Genomic DNA, 18,417 nt, shown 5'->3' on the forward strand with positions numbered 1-18,417 from the left:
GGGCGGGCACGCTTCGCCCCGCCTTGGCCGGCGTCGCCTGCCGCTTGGGAAGGGGCGCTGGGATGTCCCATGGCCCGGAAGGGCTCAGGCCGTTTCCGGCTTGCGGCAGGCGACCACCAGCCCTTGGACCGCCTGGGCGCCCTCCCGGCGGAGGATTTCGCGGCTCATCCCCGCCATCTCCAGGCCCGCCGCGGCGGCCGATGCTGCCACATAAGCGGGGGCATGGGCGTAGCGGCCATGGCCGGGATGGAGACGGAACGCGCCGGTGTCCCCATCCAGCGCTTCCACCGTGAAGACGAGCGCCCCGCCCGGCCGGAGTGCGCCGGCGGCAGCGGCCAAGACGCCCGACAGGTCGCCGAAATAGCAGAGCGTGTCGGCGCAGGCGATGAGGTCGTAAGCCCGCGGGCGCGCCGCCATGCCGGCTTCGATCTCGGCCTTGTCCAGGCGGTCGAAGAGCCCGCGTCGCGCGGCGTGGGCCAGCATGCCGGCAGACAGGTCCATGCCATCCAGCCGCGCCGCATAGGGGCGCAGCAGCGGCGCGCACAGGCCGGTGCCGCAGCCCGCGTCGAGCGTGAGCAGGCGGGCCTCGGGGGTAGGATGAAGCGCGGCGACCGCGCCGGCCACCAGCTGCGGCGCGCGGTAATCCAATTTGTCGAGGGCGGCATCGAAGGTTTCGGCGAAGGTGTCGAACGTGGCCTCCACATAGGCGTCGGTGGCGCGGGCCGGCACATCCTCGCCGGAGAGGGCGGCCAGATGATGCCGGGCAACGGCATCGTCCGGGGCGTCCCGATGCCAGCGCCGCGCCGTCTCCAGCGCCTCGTCGCGGCGCCCGGTTTCCACCAGGGCATAGATGAGGAGCTTGTGGGCCACGCCCTCCCGGCTGCCGAGGGCGATGGCTTCCCAATAATGGGTCGCGGCCTCCGCCAGCCGGCCCTGGCCCGCCAGCGCCTTGCCCAGATTGAGCCGGGCGCCGGGGAAGTGGGGCTCCAGCTCCACGGCACGGGCCAGAAGAAGCTCGGCGGCGGGAAGGTCACCATAGGCAAGGCCGATGGCGCCGAGATTGTTGAGCGCCTCGGGAAAATCCGGCCGCGCCTGAAGCGCCCGGCGATACAGGGCCTCGGCGGCTTCGATGTCGCCGGAGACGCGCATCAGCAGGCCGAGATTGGAGAGGGCCTGGGGATGATCGGGCTGGAGCGCAAGGCAGGTGCGATAGGCCTCCGCCGCCTCGTCCAGCCGGTCAAGCCGCATGAAGAGGTTGCCGAGATTGTTCCACGCCGGCAGGTTTGCCGGGTCCCCCTCCACCGCCCGCCGCACCAGCCCGACCGCCCCTTCCGCATCGCCCTGGCGCGCCTTCAGCAGGCCGGAATAATGCAGGGCGTCGGGGTGGTTGGGGGTGTCGTCGAGAATTTGCGCAAGCAGACTCGAGGCCGCGTCGAGGTGGCCCGCGCGGAGGAGGGAGATGGCGTTGGAGAGGGGGAGTGACAGTTCATACATAATATTTTTCATATATTATTCATTAATCTGTATGAATTTCTATATACTGGTCCGTGAAAATTTACTGCACGCTTTTTTTCTGGAAAACGATAGCATTGAACTTCAAAAGTTTTCTTTTCGAATGTCATTTTACAAACTTTGTCCTTTTGATTTCCTCCCAGCAATTTCGTTCTAGCATCGTTATCTTCAATGAAGAACCCAACATGATACCCGGACGAAGATCCGGTCTTTCGATCAAAGACCGGAGGTCCCTTGATCACTGTGATGGCGCCATACATCGGCTGCTGGAGCCCACGTCCCCACGTAAGCCAGCTTTTTGCGGCAGCGCTTTTGGTTCCAGAATATCCTGCCTGCTTCATAACCCAATTTACGAAAGATGAGCACCATGCGACGTCATCGCTTGTGGCGCGCAGGGTAGTTTCTTTGTGGTACTCAATAATTCTTTCATTGCTTTGCCCGTCTTGGGTGTTTTCTGAAACCCCAAGTTCTGCTTTTGCTATATTCATCCAATCTGTTATTTCATTCGGTTGAAATCCGTTTTCTCCGGAATCAATATTTGTGCATTTCGAAATTGACTGATTAAGCGCTAGCCATGTCTGGGGTCCGACGACACCGTCATCTTTTAATGAACGCTGCTTTTGATATAAGCGCACAGCAGTCTCAGTGGTCTCGCCGAAAAATCCATCAATGGCTATATTTAAGGGCGGTACAAGTTTAGAGAGGAGGAGGATCTGAAGGCGAGCTACGTCCTTTCCTCGATCTCCTTTTTTAAGAATAAGCATGCTCACTCTCCGTTTTAATTTTGAATTCTCACCCTACCCCATACACAAACCCACCCTCACCCATCCCCACCCGCGCCTCGCTCACCTCGGCGCCAGTCATCCCCACCTTCAGGAATTCCCGGGACAGCGCCGGCAGGAGCGAGTTGGTGACGATGTTGTCGATCATCCGCCCGCCGGAATCCGGGTCGTTGCATTGGGCGACGATGTGGGCGACCACCTCCTCGTCATAGGTGAAGCGGGCCTTGTGGTTGTCGCGGATGCGCTTGCCGATGCGGTCCAGCTGCAGGCGCACGATGCCGGTGAGCATGTCGGGCGAGAGCGGGAAATAGGGGATGGGCACCAGCCGGCCGATGAGGGCGGGCGGGAAGACCTTCAGGAGTTCCGGCCGCAGCGCCGCCGCCAGCGCCTCGGCGTCCGGCAGATGGGCCGGATTGCGGGCCAGATCCATGATGAGGTCCGTGCCCACATTGGAGGTGAGGATGATGAGCGTGTTGCGGAAGTCGATGCGCCGGCCATTGCCGTCTTCCATCACGCCTTTATCGAACACCTGGAAGAACAGTTCGTGCACATCCGGATGGGCCTTTTCCACCTCGTCCAGCAGCACCACCGAGTAGGGCTTGCGCCGCACCGCCTCGGTGAGGCGCCCGCCCTCCCCATAGCCCACATAGCCGGGAGGCGCGCCCTTCAGGGAGGAGACGGTGTGCGCCTCCTGGAACTCGCTCATATTGATGGTGATGACATTCTGTTCGCCGCCATAGAGCGCCTCCGCCAGCGCCAGCGCGGTCTCGGTCTTGCCGACGCCGGAGGGGCCGCACAGTAGGAACACGCCGATGGGCTTGGAGGGATTGTCCAGCTTGGCCCTGCTGGTCTCGATCCGCTTGGCGATCATGGCAAGGCCGTGGCTCTGGCCGATGACCCGCCGGTTCAGCACCTCCGGCAGGTTCAATATGGCCTCGATTTCATTCTTCACCATCCGGCCGACGGGAATGCCGGTCCAGTCGGAGATCACCGAGGCCACCGCCTGCGCATCCACATAGGCATGGATCATCCGCCGCTCGGCCGGGATGGCCTCAAGCTCCGCGGCGCGGGCCGCGAGCGCCGCCTGCGCGGCCTCTACATCCTCAGGCGTGCCGTCCGCAGTGGCGGCCGCCAGCTTGCCCCGCAGCTCCGCCAGGTCTGCGACGATGCGCTGCTCCGCCGCCCATTCGGCCTCCCGCTCCGCAAGCGTGGCGGCCAGCGCGGCTTCTTCCTCCGCGATCTCCGCCAGCCGCCGCGCGCTGTCGATGCCGAGGTCTCGGTCCGCGTGGAGCGCGCTCTTTTCCTTGTCGAGCGCCGCAAGGCTCGCCCGCGCGTCGGCGATGGCGGCGGGCACCGCATTCTGGCTGATGGCCACCCGCGCACAGGCGGTGTCCAGCAGGCTCACCGCCTTGTCGGGCAATTGGCGCGCCGGCACATAGCGCAGCGAGAGCTCCACCGCCGCCACCACCGCGGCATCGGCGATGCGCACCTTGTGGTGCGCCTCCATGGGGCCGATGACGCCACGCAGCATGCGGGCGCAGCGCACCGCGTCCGGCTCGTCCACCTGGATGGGCTGGAAGCGCCGGGTCAGCGCCGGGTCCTTCTCGATATACTGGCGATATTCCGACCAGGTGGTGGCCGCCACCGTGCGGAGTGTTCCGCGCGCCAGCGGCGGCTTCATGAGGTTGGCCGCATCCCCCGTGCCGGCCGCCCCACCGGCCCCGATCAGGGTGTGGGCCTCGTCGATGAACAGGATGATGGGCGTCGGCGAGGCCTGCACCTCGTCGATCACCGAGCGCAGCCGCTGCTCGAACTCGCCCTTCATGGAGGCGCCGGCCTGCATGAGGCCGATGTCGAGGGCCAGCAGCCGCACGCCCTTGAGGGGCGGGGGCACGTCGCCGGCGGCAATGCGCTGCGCCAGCCCCTCGGCCACCGCGGTCTTGCCCACGCCCGCCTCGCCGGTGAGGATGGGATTGTTCTGTCGCCGCCGCAGCAGCACATCGATGACCTGGCGGATTTCCTCGTCGCGGCCGAGGACCGGGTCCATGCCGCCTTCCGCCGCCTTGGCGGTGAGGTCCTGGGAGAAGCGGTCCAGGGCCGTCTGGCCGCGGGACTTTGCTTCGCCCGCCGCGCCCGGCTGCGCCGCCGCCACGCCCGAGCCGTCTACGGGCTGCAGCACCTCTTCCTCCGAGCCGGCCCAGAGCGTGCGGTGCTCGTCGGTGATGGTGTCCGCATTGAGCTTGCCGAATTCCGGCGAGAGGTTCGACAGCGTGCGCCGCAGTTCATCGGAGCGCAGCGCGCCCACCAGGAGATGGCCGGTGCGCACCTGCGTCTCGCCGAACGCCAGGGTGGCATAGAGCCAGCCGCGCTCGATGGCATCGAACACCGCCTTGGACCAGTCGGGCATTTCCGTCTGCCCGCTGCGCAGCCCGTCCACGGCCTGCGTCACATCCGCCAGAATGCGCGCGCGGGAGAGCTTGCTGCGGTCCAGCGTGAGGGCGAGATCGCACCGGTCCTGCTGCAGAATGTGCAACAGGAGATGGGCCAGTTCGATCCGGCGATTGCCGGCATTCTTGGCGTGGCGCAGGGCCTGGAACAGGGCCTGGTAGCCCACCCGGTTGAGTTTCCCGCCCAGTGCCTCGAGGCTGATGTCCGCCATGCCGATGGTCCGCTTGCTAGAGGGCCGCGTGGGCGGCGTGCGATGACCGCCGGGCGCGGATGCGCTCGGCGAGGTTGAAGTGGGCGTCGTCCCGTTCCGCGTCGGCCGGGGGCGCGGCGGCAGGAGACAGCCAGCAGGTCCAGCCGAGCGCCCCCCGCCCATTGAGCCGCAGCGGCGGCACCGCGCGCGCCGGGAGGGCCAGTTCCATGTCCCACGCGATGGTCTCGCCCAGATAGAAGAGCACCAGGTCCGCCAGGGGCTCCGCATGGTCGCCGGCGGGCAGCAGCCGTTCATAGGCGGGGAAGGATGGCGTGCGGATGCGGATGCGGATCTTGTCGCTCACCGAAAAGACGCTGCTTCCGGCCATGGCCTCGGCGCCGAGGCGGGCGTTGGCTCTGCCAAGGCGCGTCTGATCGGCCGGTTCCACGGCAAGGCGCGTGCCGACAAACTCTTCCACTTGCGCGTCCAGGCCGAGGACGCCAGCCAGCAGGAATTCCAGCCGGGACGCCGATTTCGCCGCCGGCGCCATAAGGCCGGCATGGGCGAGCTTCTGGGCATCGGGGACGGCGTCGAGGTCACGGAACAGGCCGCGTCCGAGGCCGATCTGGGAGCCGACATAATCGGCAAAGCGATCCTCGTCCGGCCGCTCATGCTGGGCGATGGGCCGCACATCCGCCCAGGCCCGATAGAAGAGGGCGATGAAGCGGTCGTTGAAGATGTCGAGGAAGCGCGCGAAGGCGTCCTCGCGCATGGAGCTCCATTCCAGCGCCTCGGCCGTGGTGGCCAGCGGCAAGGGCCCTTGCGGCCCGAGCATGCCGAGAAAGCGCACCATCACATGAAACGTGCCGGCCTCATCGACCCGCACCGCGTCCAGATTGGAGGCGGGAAAGGCCAGGAAGGGATTCTGGCCCAGCCGGACACATGCTTCCCGCAAGGTGGCGTTCTGGCCGATGCGGGGCCGATCGGGGTGGCACCGCTCCAGTCGCCGCAGGACGTTGAACATGTCGAACCGCCAGGGCTCGGCTTTTATGTCCTCCCGCCAGCTCACAGGGGCCTCCTGAAACCGAGGCGCACCGGCCAGCGCATGATCTCGCCCCGCTCCACCGAGACGATGACCGTCTGCGTGAAGGTGTTGATGGCCACATATTCCGCAAAGAAGCGATCGAGCACGGCGCCGAGCAGGAAGACGCCGGACCCCTCGAAGGCCTTTTCGTCCACGGTGACCGTGATCTCCAGTCCCCGCGCGGCGCCCACCCCCGTCTCCCGTCGCACCCGGCGCACCACCGGGCGGCTGTCGAGCGCGCGAATGCCGTCGATGCGCCGCTCGATGGTGGCGTCGCGCAGGTCGGCGAACAGGCCGAGAATCTCGCGCAGCGACTGCGCATTGCGACCGGCGCCGCGAGCCAGGAGGCCGAGGTGATTGAGGCTGAGCATGTTGATGAGCCGCCACGTCACCGATCCCGTGGAGGCCTGCTCGGCCCGCGAGCGCAGGCTGGTGGCCACCGGCTCGCCCGGCCGCGTGGGGCCGGCAAGGCAACGCAGCGTCAGGCGCGTGTCTTCCAGAAGATGGAAGTCCGCCCCGCCCTTGCCCACCGGCAAGGCCTCGGTCAGGTGGCGATTGGAGCACAGGGTGCGTAGGCCAAGCTCGGTCACCCCGCCCTCGGCGTCGAGGTCGCCGGTGTCGATCAAGCTGAGGAACATTTCCGTGCCGGTATAATCGGAGGCCCGCCCATAGCGGCGCTCTTGCGCCGTATGCCTGCGGGGCAGCCGCCGCACGGTGTAGAAGTGCTTGGCGGGGGGAGCGGCCGGATCGCGCGAGGCCGAATACAGGGGAAGCACCGGGATCCGTTCTGCCCTGCCGGCGCAATAGGCATAGACATCCAGCACCCGATGGGGCTCGAAATCCAACGGCCGCGAGCGGTCCGGGACCACCTGATATTCGTGCAGGTTCCCCTTGAGGGCGATGCGGTCCGTGGTCTTCTCAAACAGATTGATCGCGGGCGCCGCATAAAGCGCGAACCCCTCGCGCGTGGTGGCGGCGAGGCGCGGGTTGCTCTGGTCGAACGTGACGATCATCTCGAACGACTTGGCTGCGAGCCGCCCCATGACGGTCTCCAGGCCGTCCAGCCGGAACCCGAGATATTTGCGCGGCAGCAGGAAATAGTCCTTCAGCAGCGTGAAGCCGTGGAAGATCCGGCTGTCGGCGGGGGCCAGCGTTTCGTCCTGGCCAAGGCCCACTTGCGACACGGTGACCCCGTCCGCCTCCAGGACAACCGGATCGCCAAAGGCATCGAGATAGCGGAAGAAGACGCGCACCCGATTGGCGAAGAGCTGCTCATAGAGCGCCACCGCGTCGGATTCCTGCCCGGCCAGATAGATGGGGAGGCTGCGGATGCGGTAGGCCGCGGCGTGGAAGATGGGAAGGTCACGGGCTTCGGCGTCGCTGATCTCATCCTCCGGTCGGACGGCCATCCGACAGGAAAAGGACAGGCGCAGGCCGGCCCGCTCCTGCGCCAAGGCAGGGAGGCCCAGCGCGTGCAGAGGGCCGGTGCCAGAATGATATTCCGCCCGCACAAGCTCCAGCGGCCACAAGGTCACATCGCTGCGCAAGGCATAGCGGCACGCCACCTGCCGCGTCTGCTCCACGAAGGTCGCGTCCATATAGGCGCCGGCGCTGATGGTCCGTCCTTCCGCCAGGGCCGGATCCCCATAGATGGGGTCCACGGCGACGATCATGGCCGAGGGCTGGGGAGCGAGAAACCCCGGGACCAGCTGTTCCAGGAGGTTCGAGGTGAATTCCGGGAATTCGTGCCGCATCTTGAGCTGGACACGGGCGGCCAGGAAGGCCGCGCCTTGCAGCAGGCCGGCGATCATGGGATCGGACGGGTCTTCCACCAGATCCCCGAGCCGGTCCGCGATGCCGGGATATTCCTCGGCAAACGCCCGGGCGTGCTCGCGCAGAATGCGAAGCTCCTGGTCGTATTGCTCTAGGAATTCCCGGTCCATGTGGGTTCAGGTCTGGCTGACGACGATTTTGTCGGTGTCGAGCGCGATGTCGGCGAAGAATTCGAGCGCGGCATTCTGCTCGCTGAGCTGCACTTCGCAGGCGATGACAAAGCGGATCTTTAGGCTGCCCGGATCCACGTGGGGATCGCGGCGTACATCCAGGGACGAGCGCTCGATGCGCGGCTCGAAGTGGCCGAAGGCGGTCTCGATCTCCCCGACCACCTCGCCCAGATCCGCATCATCAATGGTGCGGTGAACCAGGTCTGGGATGCCGAAATTGACGATGGAGCGGGAGACTTCCTCGCAGCCATCCAGCGGGACGGTCGAGGACAGGGCGACCGTATTGAGGAGGGTTTCCACGTCGCGGACGATTTCCTCGCGCATCACGGCTTCGCTGACGGCGCCCCGGGCGGTGGTCCGCCGGCCAGAGATCACCCGCCGGCCGAAGACATCGCGTTCGTCGGCGGGGATCTTCGCATCGCGATGGACGAAGGCCGTGCGGAAGGCGTGCATCAAGGGGATGCCGATGCGAATGGAATCGCGTCGCCTGCGCATGGTCTCGTTGCCCCCGATTTCGCAAAGAGGCCCGACGGCCCTTTGCGCTGCCCTGGAGAAATCCGGCAGTGGGCTCACTGCCGAACCATCGTGTTTGCGAGACATCATGTCTGTCCGCAGGAGCATGTTCGTCCGCAGGAGCGATCCGGGGGATCGCGGCGACCCGCCGCCGCCGCCGCTGGCGGTGGCGAAGGAGCCTTGCCCCTTGCTCCCGCCATGTCCTCCCGCCAAAAAGTCCTCCCGCCGAAAAGTCCGCCGGACCCAGGCTGCCTTCAGCCGCCCAGCAGCCGTCGCCGGGAGCCTGGAGCGAACGCGTCTCCTGCCACCGCCCGCCGGCAAGAACCGGCCGGCGGTCCATCAGGACGCATTGAGCCGGGCCTCAGACTTCCTGGTTCTTCTTGCAATCCCAGCCCAGGGAATCGCCGCCATCGGAGGCGCCCTTGGCGCTCTGCTTGCTGTAGGTCGCCTTGAACTTGGCAAAGCTGAATGTGATGTTTTCAGTAAAGACGCCGGGGCCCCCGCCGCCACCGAAATTCATGGAAGACACCACCACTTCCTCAAATTCCACTTTGTAATAAATCATGGCCTTCCCGTCGCCGCCGGCCTTGGGCAGCTTGAAGGTGGCCTTGTCGAAATGGGCACCCTTGAGCAGGAACTGGGCCAGCTTCACGCTCGATGCATCCACCTGCTTGGTGATCGAGAAATTGTGCACATGCGCCAGCGTGGCCCCGGAGCCGCTGCCCGCATGAGGATTGGTGGGATTGTCCATGCCCCAACTCCAGGCGAGGACATCGATCCAATCCTTATGATCGGAATCCTGGGATTCGCCATTCAGCGAACCGATCTTGATATATCCGCAAACCGCGTCAGCCATTACAGATCTCCGTTACCCCATAACGTGTCACATGGTGCGGACGCTGCGACGGGGCGCCACCCGTTGCACCGGCTTCCCAGACAAAGGTGGCCGGGCTGGCACCGGCCGAAGGGCCAAGTCCTTTGCCCCCCACCGCCGGTGTCCTTGTAGGTGAGGTCCACGTCCCCCGTCCCGATCGAATGCCCGAAAGCTTTGTGGACCGAATGATCCGCATTCAAGGCCGGAAGGACGTTCGGTCCACGACATGAAAAGGACCGTCTCTCCAGGCTGTTAGAACTTCCTCTCGCGGGGGGGGGGGGGCGAACAACCGAATGGCCGGCCGCTTCTGCTGGATACCCACCCTCGCCCATCGCGCGCCGCCTGATCTTGCCCGGCCCCTCAGCGCCATTCACAGCCTTCCCAGCGGGCGAGGGTGGCCATGCCGCGTGTCGCCAAAGTCTCTTATGGCGCACGCAGGCGCGAGACGAGGCTGAGACCCACATCCACCGCTTCCAACTGGAAGTGCGCGCGCAAATGAAAGCGCGCGCTGTAATAGCCAGGATTCTCCTCGTCTTCGGCCACGGTGACCTTGGCGGCCGAGAGGGGGCGCCGGGCCTTCTGGATCTCGGAGGCCAGCGACGGATTGGATTCTACATAATTGGAAATCCAGGACTGAAGCCATCTCTCCAGATCTTCGCGCTCCATGGTCGTTCCGACCTTGTCGCGGACCATGCATTTCAGATAATGGGCGAAACGAGAGACGGCAAACATGTAGGGAAGCCGCGCAGACAAATTGTCCGATGCGGTTGCGTCCACATCGTCATATTTGTGCGGCTTATAGACCGACTGCGCTCCGATGAACGCCGCCTTGTCCGTATTCTTGCGATGGATGAGCGGAATGAGGCCCGATTGGGAAAGCTCGGCCTCCCGGCGGTCGCTGATGGCGATCTCCGTGGGGCATTTCATGTCCCAGCCGCCATCATCGGTCGGGAAGGTATGGGTGGGGAGGTTGACCACCTCGCCCCCCGACTGGACACCGCGAATGCGCGTGCACCAGCCCACTTCCTTGAACGCGCGGTTCACATTCACGGCCATGGCATAGGCCGCACTCATCCAGGCGTATTTCTCGCCGCCGTGACCGTCCGTCTCTTCCTCGAAGGCAAATTCCTCCACGGGCTCGCTTTTGGCGCCATAGGGCACCCGGGCCAGCACGCGGGGCAGGCACAGCCCGAGATAACGGGCATCGGGCGAGTCCCGCAGGCTCTTCCATTGGGCATAAGCGGGCGTATCAAAGATCTTCGACAGGTCTCGCGGGTTCGACAATTCGCGCCAGCTGTCCATGCCAAGCAAGGTGGGCTCGGCGGCGGCGAAGAGCGGCGCATGGGCGGCGGAGGCGATCCGGGAAAGATCCCGCATCAATTGCACGTCCACGGGAACATGGCTGAAAGAATAGTCGCAGATGAGGCAGCCATAGGGCTCCCCGCCCAATTGGCCGAATTCCTGCTCATACACCTTCTTGAAGAGGGGGCTCTGGTCCCACTTCGCACCCGGATAGGTGCGCAGGTTGCGATAAAGCTCCGACTTGGAGACGTTCATAACCCGGATTTTGAGATTGGCGTCGGTCTCGGAATTATAGACAAGGTAATGAAGTCCGCGCCATGCGCTTTCGATCTGCTGAAATTCAGGCGCATGAAGAATTTCGTTGACCTGCTCCGAAAGCTTGCGGTCAAGGCTGGCGATGATCCCCTCGATGGTTTCGAGCACATCCTCCTTGATGACGCTTGCGTCCTTCAAGGCCTCGGCGACGAGCGTTCCCACCGCATTCTCGACCTCGGTGACATCCCGCTCGGTTCGCGGCTTGAAGCTCTGCTTGAGCAATTGGTCGAAGTCGTCCAGGTGCTCGCCGACGACCCCGGCTCCCTGCTGAACGGATGCCACGCTCATTGGTCATGCTCCCCGGACACGTCCGCGGCCTTGCCCTGAGGCCGCCCGCTGAGCGCCCGCATCAGATCCTTATCGGACAGAAGTTTTTTCAGTGCATCCTCGGCGGACACTTTCCCGTCCATGTAACGCAGAAGATTTGCCAGTTGAGTGCGCGCCTCCAGGAGCTTGGCGAGGGCAGGAACCTGGCGCGCCACCGAGGCCGGACCGAAATCGTCCATCCGGTTGAAGTTCAGCTTGACCGGAAGCTCCTCACCGGAGCCCTCGACCAAGCGATTGGGCACACGAAAGGCCGCCGCAGGGCCAATGGCAGCCATGCGGCGCTCGAAATTATCCATGTCGATGTCGAGGAAGGATCGATCGGCCACATCCGGGCGAGGCACGTCGGACGCATTGCCGGAGAGATCGGCAAGGACGCCCATGACGAACGGCAGTTCCACCTGCCGATTGGCGTCATAAGGGTCCTCATAGGTGACGTGGACCCTTGGCTTGCGATTGCGTGAGATGAACTTCTGACCGCTATCAGCCGCCATTGACCCGCCCCCATTACCTCACCCGACGCGTATGGTAGCGGCGCCCCTAAGTAATGCAAGCGTAAGTCCGTCAAGCTTCGCCGCTGGATGGCCTCATTTTTAAGTGTATAGCTCCACGAAATTTTGTGCGTTCCAATAATATTGTAGCTCTTGAGGCTGCCTCTTCCTTCCTTGGCGTGGGGCGCTGCTAGGTGTCGCCCCCCTTCAAGGATCGCAGCGCGGCTTCCGTGTACAAGTCCTTGAGGAGCGAAGAAAAATCCTTCCCGGCCAGGTCAGCCGCACGGCCCAGAAGCAGGGGGATGGGGCTGGCGGGCTCGGTCGTGCGCAGGTAGCGCGAAAGCTCCGACATTTGCTGCAAGGCGTCGCGGCGCGTCTCTATGGGAGGGCTGTCATCGTCCCCCTCCGCCACGTCATAGGACATGGGCGCGGGTTCATCGAGCGCGGCAGCAATCCGGCTCACAGACATGCTGATCGTATTGCCTGCGATTTTTAATTCCGCATCCGAGGCATAGTCGGGGGTAATCATCTTCAGAACTTCGTAGAAGGGGCGGTCCATGACCCGAGTTGCAAAAGCAACCAGGGCTAGGGCTGGGCTGGATGGCTCGCAACGCTGGAAGTAGCGCTCTATTCTTCGCAGTGCCGCGGCAGCATCGGCGCGGGTCTGGAGCCCGGACTGAGGCTTGGGAGGGGCGTCCGGCCTCATGCCGTCGCCTGGTTCGCCATCCTCGGCGTCTTCGGCGGCCGGCAGGGCGGCATCGTCCGAGGGAGCAGCTGGCAGGTGGCTCCCGATCAGGTCGGCGATCGCGGTTGCCAGGGAAGAGAGTTTCGGCAGAGAAAACAGCGGCATGCCCGGCTTGTTGAGGCACGCTGCGGCCATTCGCTTCACCGACAGGCCGATGGATCGGAACAGGTCCCGGAGCGCCGCGAACTGCTCCGCATCTGCGGCTTCCAAGGCGCGCTCGACCGCGGACAGGTCGAGAACGGGTTCTGAGGCCCGGGGCGCCATGACGCCGCGAGCCAACTGAATGCTGCGATAGGAAATGTCCCCGAGCGCCCGATGGCGCAGCAGCACCGCATGCTGCAGCGGCATGATGACGTGGGGCGTGTCGTCCAGGCTGGCGAGGGCCGCGCTGCGCAGGCTGAAATCGCCGTCCTCGGCCTGCGGGTGGATGTCATCCCACCGGCGCTCCAGTGCATCGGCAATGAGCGCGAGCGTGTTTGAAAACGCGGTCAGATCTCGGTTAAGGATCGAAAACTTGGCGTAGAGGGCGAGCAGGCGAAGGTCGCGCGTCCGTCCAGTGAGGGCGACGATACTGTCCAGTTGCTGCTGAAGTTCCGTCTCATCCCGCTTGAATTCAAAAAACGACAGGGGCAGGAGACCTTCGGCATTGACCACAAGGCCGGTAAAATCGTTATCGAATGCGCGCTCGAGGTCTGGCCCGCATGGCTGGTCCGGCGACAACGGCTCCAAAAAAGCGTCCGCGTTGAGCTGCGCCATCGCCCATTCCTCCACCACCGGTCCCGTGCGAGGGCAAAGCCTTGCTTTCATTCTGCTGAAAGGTCAATATTTTTTCGTCACAAATACACGCTTGATTCTTGCTGGTGCTGCGAGCATTCTTGGCTGCATTATCGCAATTGGCGGGCCTTCCTCCCATCCGCTTGCAGGGCCTGTCGGCGGGGGCGGGCTCTGGGTCTCTTTCATGGAGTTTTGCGCCTGGCGTTTCGCGCCTGGAGTTTGAGGACATCCGCCGGGTATGATGAGCCCGGCGGACCAAAACGCCTCGGGATGACCTGAGTGCAAGAAAGAATGCCGGCCTGACGTCCTTCCTGCCTGACGTCCTTCAAGATTTCCTGATGTGAGGTGGTGGTGCATGGCCACAGGTCTTGACCAGAAGAATCGCCTGGCGCGTCTTCGGACCCCGCTCGGCGAGGATACGCTTGTGCTCTCGCGGTTCCAGGCGCAGGAGGCCGTCAGTGAGCCGTTCGAGGTGTCGGTGGAGGCTCTCAGCGTTGAAGAAGGCCTCGATTTCGACCCGGTTCTTGCGCGCCCCTGTCTCGTTACGCTGGAGACCCACGGCCGAAACCGGTTCTTCCACGGCCTCCTGACGGAGGCGCATTGGTCGGGCGTCCGGGACGGGCTCTATAGCTATCGTCTGGTCCTGCGTCCCTGGCTGTGGCTGCTGACCCGCTTTGCCGACTGCCGCTTCTTCCAGGAGATGACGGCGCCCGACATCATTCGCAAGGTATTCGAGGAGGCCGGCTTCTCGGACTATGAGTTCCGGCTCGCGCAAAATTATCCAAAGCTTGAGTTTTGCGTGCAGTACCGGGAGACGCATTTCAATTTCGTCTCCCGGCTGATGGAAGAGTTCGGCATTTATTACTTCTTCAAGCACAGTGCCGAGAAGCATCTCCTGGTCCTGGCCGATGCCATGGGTGCCCATCCCACCGTGGAGGGAGACGGCAAGCTGCCGCTCATCCCGCTGGTGGGGGCCTATGTTCGCGACCGCGAGCATATCCAGCAATGGAACAGCGAGAGGCGGTTCCGGGCCGGCAAATTCGCGCTGAATGACTATGATTTCGAGAGGCCGGAAGCCAAGCTTCTGTCTTTCCGGCAGGCGAACGAGAAATACGAGCGGTCCAGCGTGGAGATTTATGATTACCCCGGCCGCTACAAGGACGCCGGCCAGGGAGAAGCCCTGGCCAAGGTCCGGCTTGAGGCTGAGCAAGCCTTCGACCATCGGCGCGTGGCCTTTGGCGATGCCGCCAGCCTCTCCGCGGGGGCGAAGTTCACGCTGCAGGAGCATCATCGCGCCGCGGAGAATGCCGAGTACATGGCCGTGCGGGCGATCCATACCATTTCAGAGCAATCCTACGTTTCCACCGGCCGGGCCTCCGCAGGGCAGACCCATTATCAGGGGACCTATGTGCTGGTGCCCGCGGACCGGCCCTATCGCGCGCCGTTGACCACGCCCAAGCCGGTGGTCCATGGCATCCAGACCGCGAAGGTGGTGGGGGATGGCGGCGAGGAGATCACGGTCGATCGCTATGGCCGCATCAAGCTGCAATTTCATTGGGATCGGCAGAAAAAGCAGTCCTGCTGGGTGCGCGTGGCGGATGTGTATGCGGGCGCGGGATGGGGTGGGGTGTTCCGGCCCCGGATCGGGCAGGAGGTGGTCGTTGAGTTCCTGGAGGGGGATCCCGACCGGCCGCTGGTGGTTGGTGCGCTCTATAACGGCAACAATGCCGTTCCCTACGATCTGCCCGCCAACAAGACCATCAGCGGGTGGAAGACCAATTCGTCCAAGGGCGGCAGCGGTTATAACGAATTGATCTTCGAGGACCGGAAGGCGGCGGAAGAGGTGCGCCTGCACGCGCAGCGCAACTTCACGGGCACCATCCTCAACGCCCGCGCGGAGACCGTGGGCGAGAAGTTCAAGCCCGCCACGGGCAGCCCGTCCCACAGCACGCGGGTCCAGAACGGCGACCTTGAGATTGATGTGGCCAAGGGCGAGATGTCCGTGTCCGCGAAGATGAAGATCACCCTCAAGGTCGGGCCGAGCACGCTGACCTTGGACCCCAGCGGCATCACCCTGAATGCGCCCACCATCACCATCAAGGCCGGGACCACGTGCGTCATCCAGGGCGTGCCCGTGAAGATCAACTGAGCGCGCGGCCATGGCGGGTCCCCGCTTTCCGTCCCTCGCGGGGCTTTATGAAGCCTTCCCGTCCGCAGCTGCGGATATCGGGCTGCCCGCCAGCGCGGCGGATTGCGTGCAGGTCCTGGCCGACCTTGCGCGGGAGGAGGCGTGGCCGGCGGCCATCTCCCTTGCGGCATACCTCTTGTCTCGCCGGGATGCGGTGGCCTGGGGTTGCCAGTCCCTTCGCCGGTTTTCAGGCGCCCGGCCTGTCCCGCCGCCGGGAGCCGAGCAGGCGCTGAAGGTGGCCGAGGCGTGGGCGGCACGGCCCGAGGAGGGGCTGCGTCGCCTGGCGCTGGACCTTGGGACGAAGGCCGATGCCGGCGAGCCGGAGACCTGGATGGCACTGGCGGCGGGGTGGTCGGGGGGCAGCATCGGTCCGCCTGAATTTCCCCATTTGCGGGCACCGCCCGAGCAGACGGCGCGGGCGGTGCGAACCGGCTTGTTCCTCGTGCTGGCGCAACTGCCGCCCGGCGCCGCGGCGGCGCCCTGCGGAGCGTGTATCGCCCAGGCGTCGAATCTGGCGCTAGATCTGGCATAGGCGTGGCATAGGCTTGGCATAGGATTGGCGGCGGCCGAGAGTGCTTCAGGGCGTCAAAGACACCCGGAAGCGATTTCCCGCTCTGTTGTGGCTGATGTCCTTCACGCGCCCCTTCGCTCGCACATGCTCTAGCCGCCGATCAGCACGGTCGGCAGGCCTGCCACGATCTTATCGGGCGGTCCCACCGGTTCGATGATCGTGTCGCCCTGTCGGCAGGCCTGGAGGCCATTGATGAAGACGGTCTGCGAACCGTCGACCACCACGCCGGGGCCGTGGGGCGGCATGGGCAAGGGGGTGGTGCAGGCATGAAGGTCCGCGCCGCCGGCGGCACTGGCAATGGTGGCGCCCATATTGGCCGCCGCTGCCGCTTTCACCGCTTCTTCGGCGGCCTTGGCTGCCGGGAAGCCCGGCGTTCCGGAGGCCGCAAGCGTCGCCATTTCCGCCGCCTGGATGGTGGCGTCCGATGCGGCCTTCGCCGATTGGATGGCGGCCGCGGTGGCGGCGGGCACTCCGCGCCAGGCGGGCTTGCCGCCGATGATCACATCCGTGCTGCCGGGCCCCGGAGACAGCATGCCAGGCATCGGGTGAGCCACCGGATCCATCACCCTCGCAGCCGGCCGCGACATGCCTCAAACTTCCCGAGCTTTCTTGCGGGGGAGCGCAAAGCTCCCCCTTCCCGTCGAGGCTAACGATGCCATTTGCTCCGCGCAAGGCGTCGGTTCATGTAAATCCTGGTACAGATTGCTCCAAAAAACTTGGAGCCCGGGCGGGAAAATTTGGCATATCCAATCCGTTCGCGTGTGCGATAGATGATAAGATCGAGCTGCTTTGAGGTGGCTAGTCTCTGGTAAGTCGTTACTTTTTAAAAGTGAAGCTCCAACTTTCTGGTAAGGCGACTCATGGCGCTGACGTTGACCATTGAGAATTTCAAGACCTTGCCCGACGGCGGGCCGGTGACGTTCACCGTCACGGGAGCGCGCGGCTTTGATGTGGGCCGCGACACCTACCTGGATTGGACCTTGCCGGACCCCACCCGCTATATTTCGGGCAAGCATTGCGAAGTGCGCTATCAGAATGGCGACTATGTTCTTTACGATGTTTCCACCAACGGAACCTTCCTGAATGGCAATGACCGGCGCATGCATGGCCCCCATGTGCTGCGCAATGGCGACCGAATCCTGATCGGCAACTACATCATCGTTGCGGCGGTTGGGGGGCAGGGCAACGCGCCGCCGCCGCCCTCGGCCCCGCCCGCGCTGGCCGGCGGGGATTTATGGGAGGCAACCGGTGCCGCCCCCCCGGCAAGCCGCAGCGAGATCGTGCCGCGCGCCAGCGCGCGGCCGGTCGAGCCGGATTTCCTGGAATGGGCCATGGATTTGCCGGCGGTGCGGCCGGAGCCTGCCCCCCCGCCACAAGCCCCGTCGCCGCAAGCTCCCCCGCCTGCCGAGCCGCCCCGCCGTTCCGTCTGGGTGGATTCCAGCCCCACCGGCGCGTGGGCGCTGGGTGATCGGGAGGCGCGGCCGGGGCGGGCGCCGGCTTCCGATGGCGAAGCCATGCGCCAGGAGGCGCCCCCACCGGCGGCCCAGCCTCTCGCGTTCCACGAACCGGACCGGCGGGGCGCCGCCGCCGAGCCGCGCCCACCCGAGCCTGCGCCCGCGGCCTCCGGCCCACCGCGGTCCGGCACCGACGTCCAGGAGGCGCTGGCGCTGATCTCGCGCGGGGCGGGACTGCCCGCAGATGCCTTCGCCCGCCGGGAGGGGGCGGAGCTTCTGGGCGAGATCGGCGCCAGCTTGCGGGTGGTCAGCGAGCATCTGATGCAGCTCCTGTCGGCCCGTTCGAGCGCCAAGCGCTCCATGCGCAGTTCCGACCACACCACCATCGGCGCCTTCGACAACAACCCGTTCAAATTCTCTCCCACCGCGGAGGATGCGCTGCGCCTGACGTTCGGGTCCGCCACGCGCAGCTATCTGCATGGCCGGACCGCCTTCAAGCAGGGCTTCGAGGATATTGCCGGCCACCAATTGCGGATCTTCAGCGCCATGCAGCAGGCGATGAAAATGCTGCTGGAGGATCTCGATCCCGCCTCAATAGAGGCGGGCGCCCGCGAAGATAAAACCATGTCGTCCCTGCTCTCGTCTCGCAAAGCCCGGCTCTGGGACACGTATTGCACCACGTGGCGCGCGAAGACGCAGCGTACGGAGGAGGGGATGGCGGGGCTCTTCATGATCTATTTCGCGGAATGCTACGACCGGCTTGCTCAGAACGGGCGGGACGACAGCAGGAGATGAACGCGCATGGTTCGCCGCGATGGCCGAGACCAGCGGTGCGGACGCGAGGGGA

At 64.8% G+C, this 18,417-nt stretch carries 14 protein-coding genes; 3 read left to right on the plus strand and 11 right to left on the minus strand.

Features of this window, described 5'->3' with window-relative positions:
• Window positions 1-84: 84 nt before the first annotated feature.
• The 10 genes from ACT54L_RS13190 to ACT54L_RS13235 all read right to left on the minus strand — a co-directional run bounded on the left by ACT54L_RS13190 (window position 85) and on the right by ACT54L_RS13235 (window position 13,339).
• Window positions 85-1,506 (minus strand): tetratricopeptide repeat protein, encoded by a 1,422-nt coding sequence (locus ACT54L_RS13190; protein ID WP_476086042.1) that lies wholly within the window; start codon window positions 1,504-1,506, stop codon window positions 85-87.
• Window positions 1,503-2,276 carry an NlpC/P60 family protein gene (locus ACT54L_RS13195; protein WP_476086043.1) on the minus strand — a complete coding sequence of 258 codons (774 nt, stop codon included), beginning with the start codon at window positions 2,274-2,276 and terminating at the stop codon, window positions 1,503-1,505. Before ACT54L_RS13195 ends, ACT54L_RS13190 begins: the two co-directional genes overlap by 4 nt.
• Before the next feature lie 28 nt (window positions 2,277-2,304).
• A complete protein-coding gene (tssH, locus tag ACT54L_RS13200; protein WP_476086044.1) occupies window positions 2,305-4,953 on the minus strand; it encodes a type VI secretion system ATPase TssH in 2,649 nt (882 codons plus the stop codon).
• Window positions 4,954-4,969: 16 nt separating this feature from the next.
• Window positions 4,970-6,001 (minus strand): type VI secretion system baseplate subunit TssG, encoded by a 1,032-nt coding sequence (tssG, locus tag ACT54L_RS13205; protein WP_476086045.1) that lies wholly within the window; start codon window positions 5,999-6,001, stop codon window positions 4,970-4,972.
• The gene (tssF, locus tag ACT54L_RS13210; protein ID WP_476086046.1) at window positions 5,998-7,959 is read right to left on the minus strand and encodes a type VI secretion system baseplate subunit TssF; all 1,962 of its coding nucleotides are present in this window, start codon (window positions 7,957-7,959) and stop codon (window positions 5,998-6,000) included. The genes tssG and tssF overlap by 4 nt, the downstream gene beginning before the upstream one ends.
• 6 nt (window positions 7,960-7,965) lie before the next feature.
• Entirely contained in the window at window positions 7,966-8,514 is a 549-nt protein-coding gene (tssE, locus tag ACT54L_RS13215) for a type VI secretion system baseplate subunit TssE (RefSeq protein WP_476086047.1), read from the minus strand.
• Window positions 8,515-8,893: 379 nt separating this feature from the next.
• A complete protein-coding gene (locus ACT54L_RS13220) occupies window positions 8,894-9,388 on the minus strand; it encodes an Hcp family type VI secretion system effector (RefSeq protein WP_476086048.1) in 495 nt (164 codons plus the stop codon).
• A gap of 441 nt (window positions 9,389-9,829) precedes the next feature.
• Window positions 9,830-11,311 carry a type VI secretion system contractile sheath large subunit gene (tssC, locus tag ACT54L_RS13225; protein ID WP_476086049.1) on the minus strand — a complete coding sequence of 494 codons (1,482 nt, stop codon included), beginning with the start codon at window positions 11,309-11,311 and terminating at the stop codon, window positions 9,830-9,832.
• Window positions 11,308-11,841: a type VI secretion system contractile sheath small subunit gene (tssB, locus tag ACT54L_RS13230; RefSeq protein ID WP_476086050.1), complete on the minus strand. Its 534-nt coding sequence runs from the start codon at window positions 11,839-11,841 to the stop codon at window positions 11,308-11,310. Before tssB ends, tssC begins: the two co-directional genes overlap by 4 nt.
• Before the next feature lie 187 nt (window positions 11,842-12,028).
• Entirely contained in the window at window positions 12,029-13,339 is a 1,311-nt protein-coding gene (locus ACT54L_RS13235) for a type VI secretion system protein TssA (RefSeq protein ID WP_476086051.1), read from the minus strand.
• Between the two features lie 373 nt (window positions 13,340-13,712).
• Between ACT54L_RS13235 and tssI the strand changes: the two genes are divergently transcribed.
• Both tssI and ACT54L_RS13245 read left to right on the plus strand, forming a co-directional pair.
• Complete coding sequence (gene tssI / locus ACT54L_RS13240) at window positions 13,713-15,506, plus strand: type VI secretion system tip protein TssI/VgrG (RefSeq protein WP_476086052.1); 1,794 nt, start codon at window positions 13,713-13,715, stop codon at window positions 15,504-15,506.
• A 10-nt stretch (window positions 15,507-15,516) separates the two neighbouring features.
• A complete protein-coding gene (locus ACT54L_RS13245; RefSeq protein WP_476086053.1) occupies window positions 15,517-16,077 on the plus strand; it encodes a DUF6931 family protein in 561 nt (186 codons plus the stop codon).
• A gap of 128 nt (window positions 16,078-16,205) precedes the next feature.
• Here ACT54L_RS13245 and ACT54L_RS13250 read toward each other — a convergent pair whose 3' ends face one another.
• Window positions 16,206-16,649, minus strand: a complete 444-nt coding sequence (locus ACT54L_RS13250) for a PAAR domain-containing protein (RefSeq protein WP_476086054.1) — start codon at window positions 16,647-16,649, stop codon at window positions 16,206-16,208.
• Window positions 16,650-16,976: 327 nt separating this feature from the next.
• On the opposite strand from ACT54L_RS13250, the gene tagH reads away from it, so the two are divergent.
• The gene (tagH, locus tag ACT54L_RS13255; RefSeq protein WP_476086055.1) at window positions 16,977-18,365 is read left to right on the plus strand and encodes a type VI secretion system-associated FHA domain protein TagH; all 1,389 of its coding nucleotides are present in this window, start codon (window positions 16,977-16,979) and stop codon (window positions 18,363-18,365) included.
• Window positions 18,366-18,417 lie beyond the last annotated feature (52 nt).

Source organism: Aquabacter sp. DMC10 (assembly GCF_056314145.1).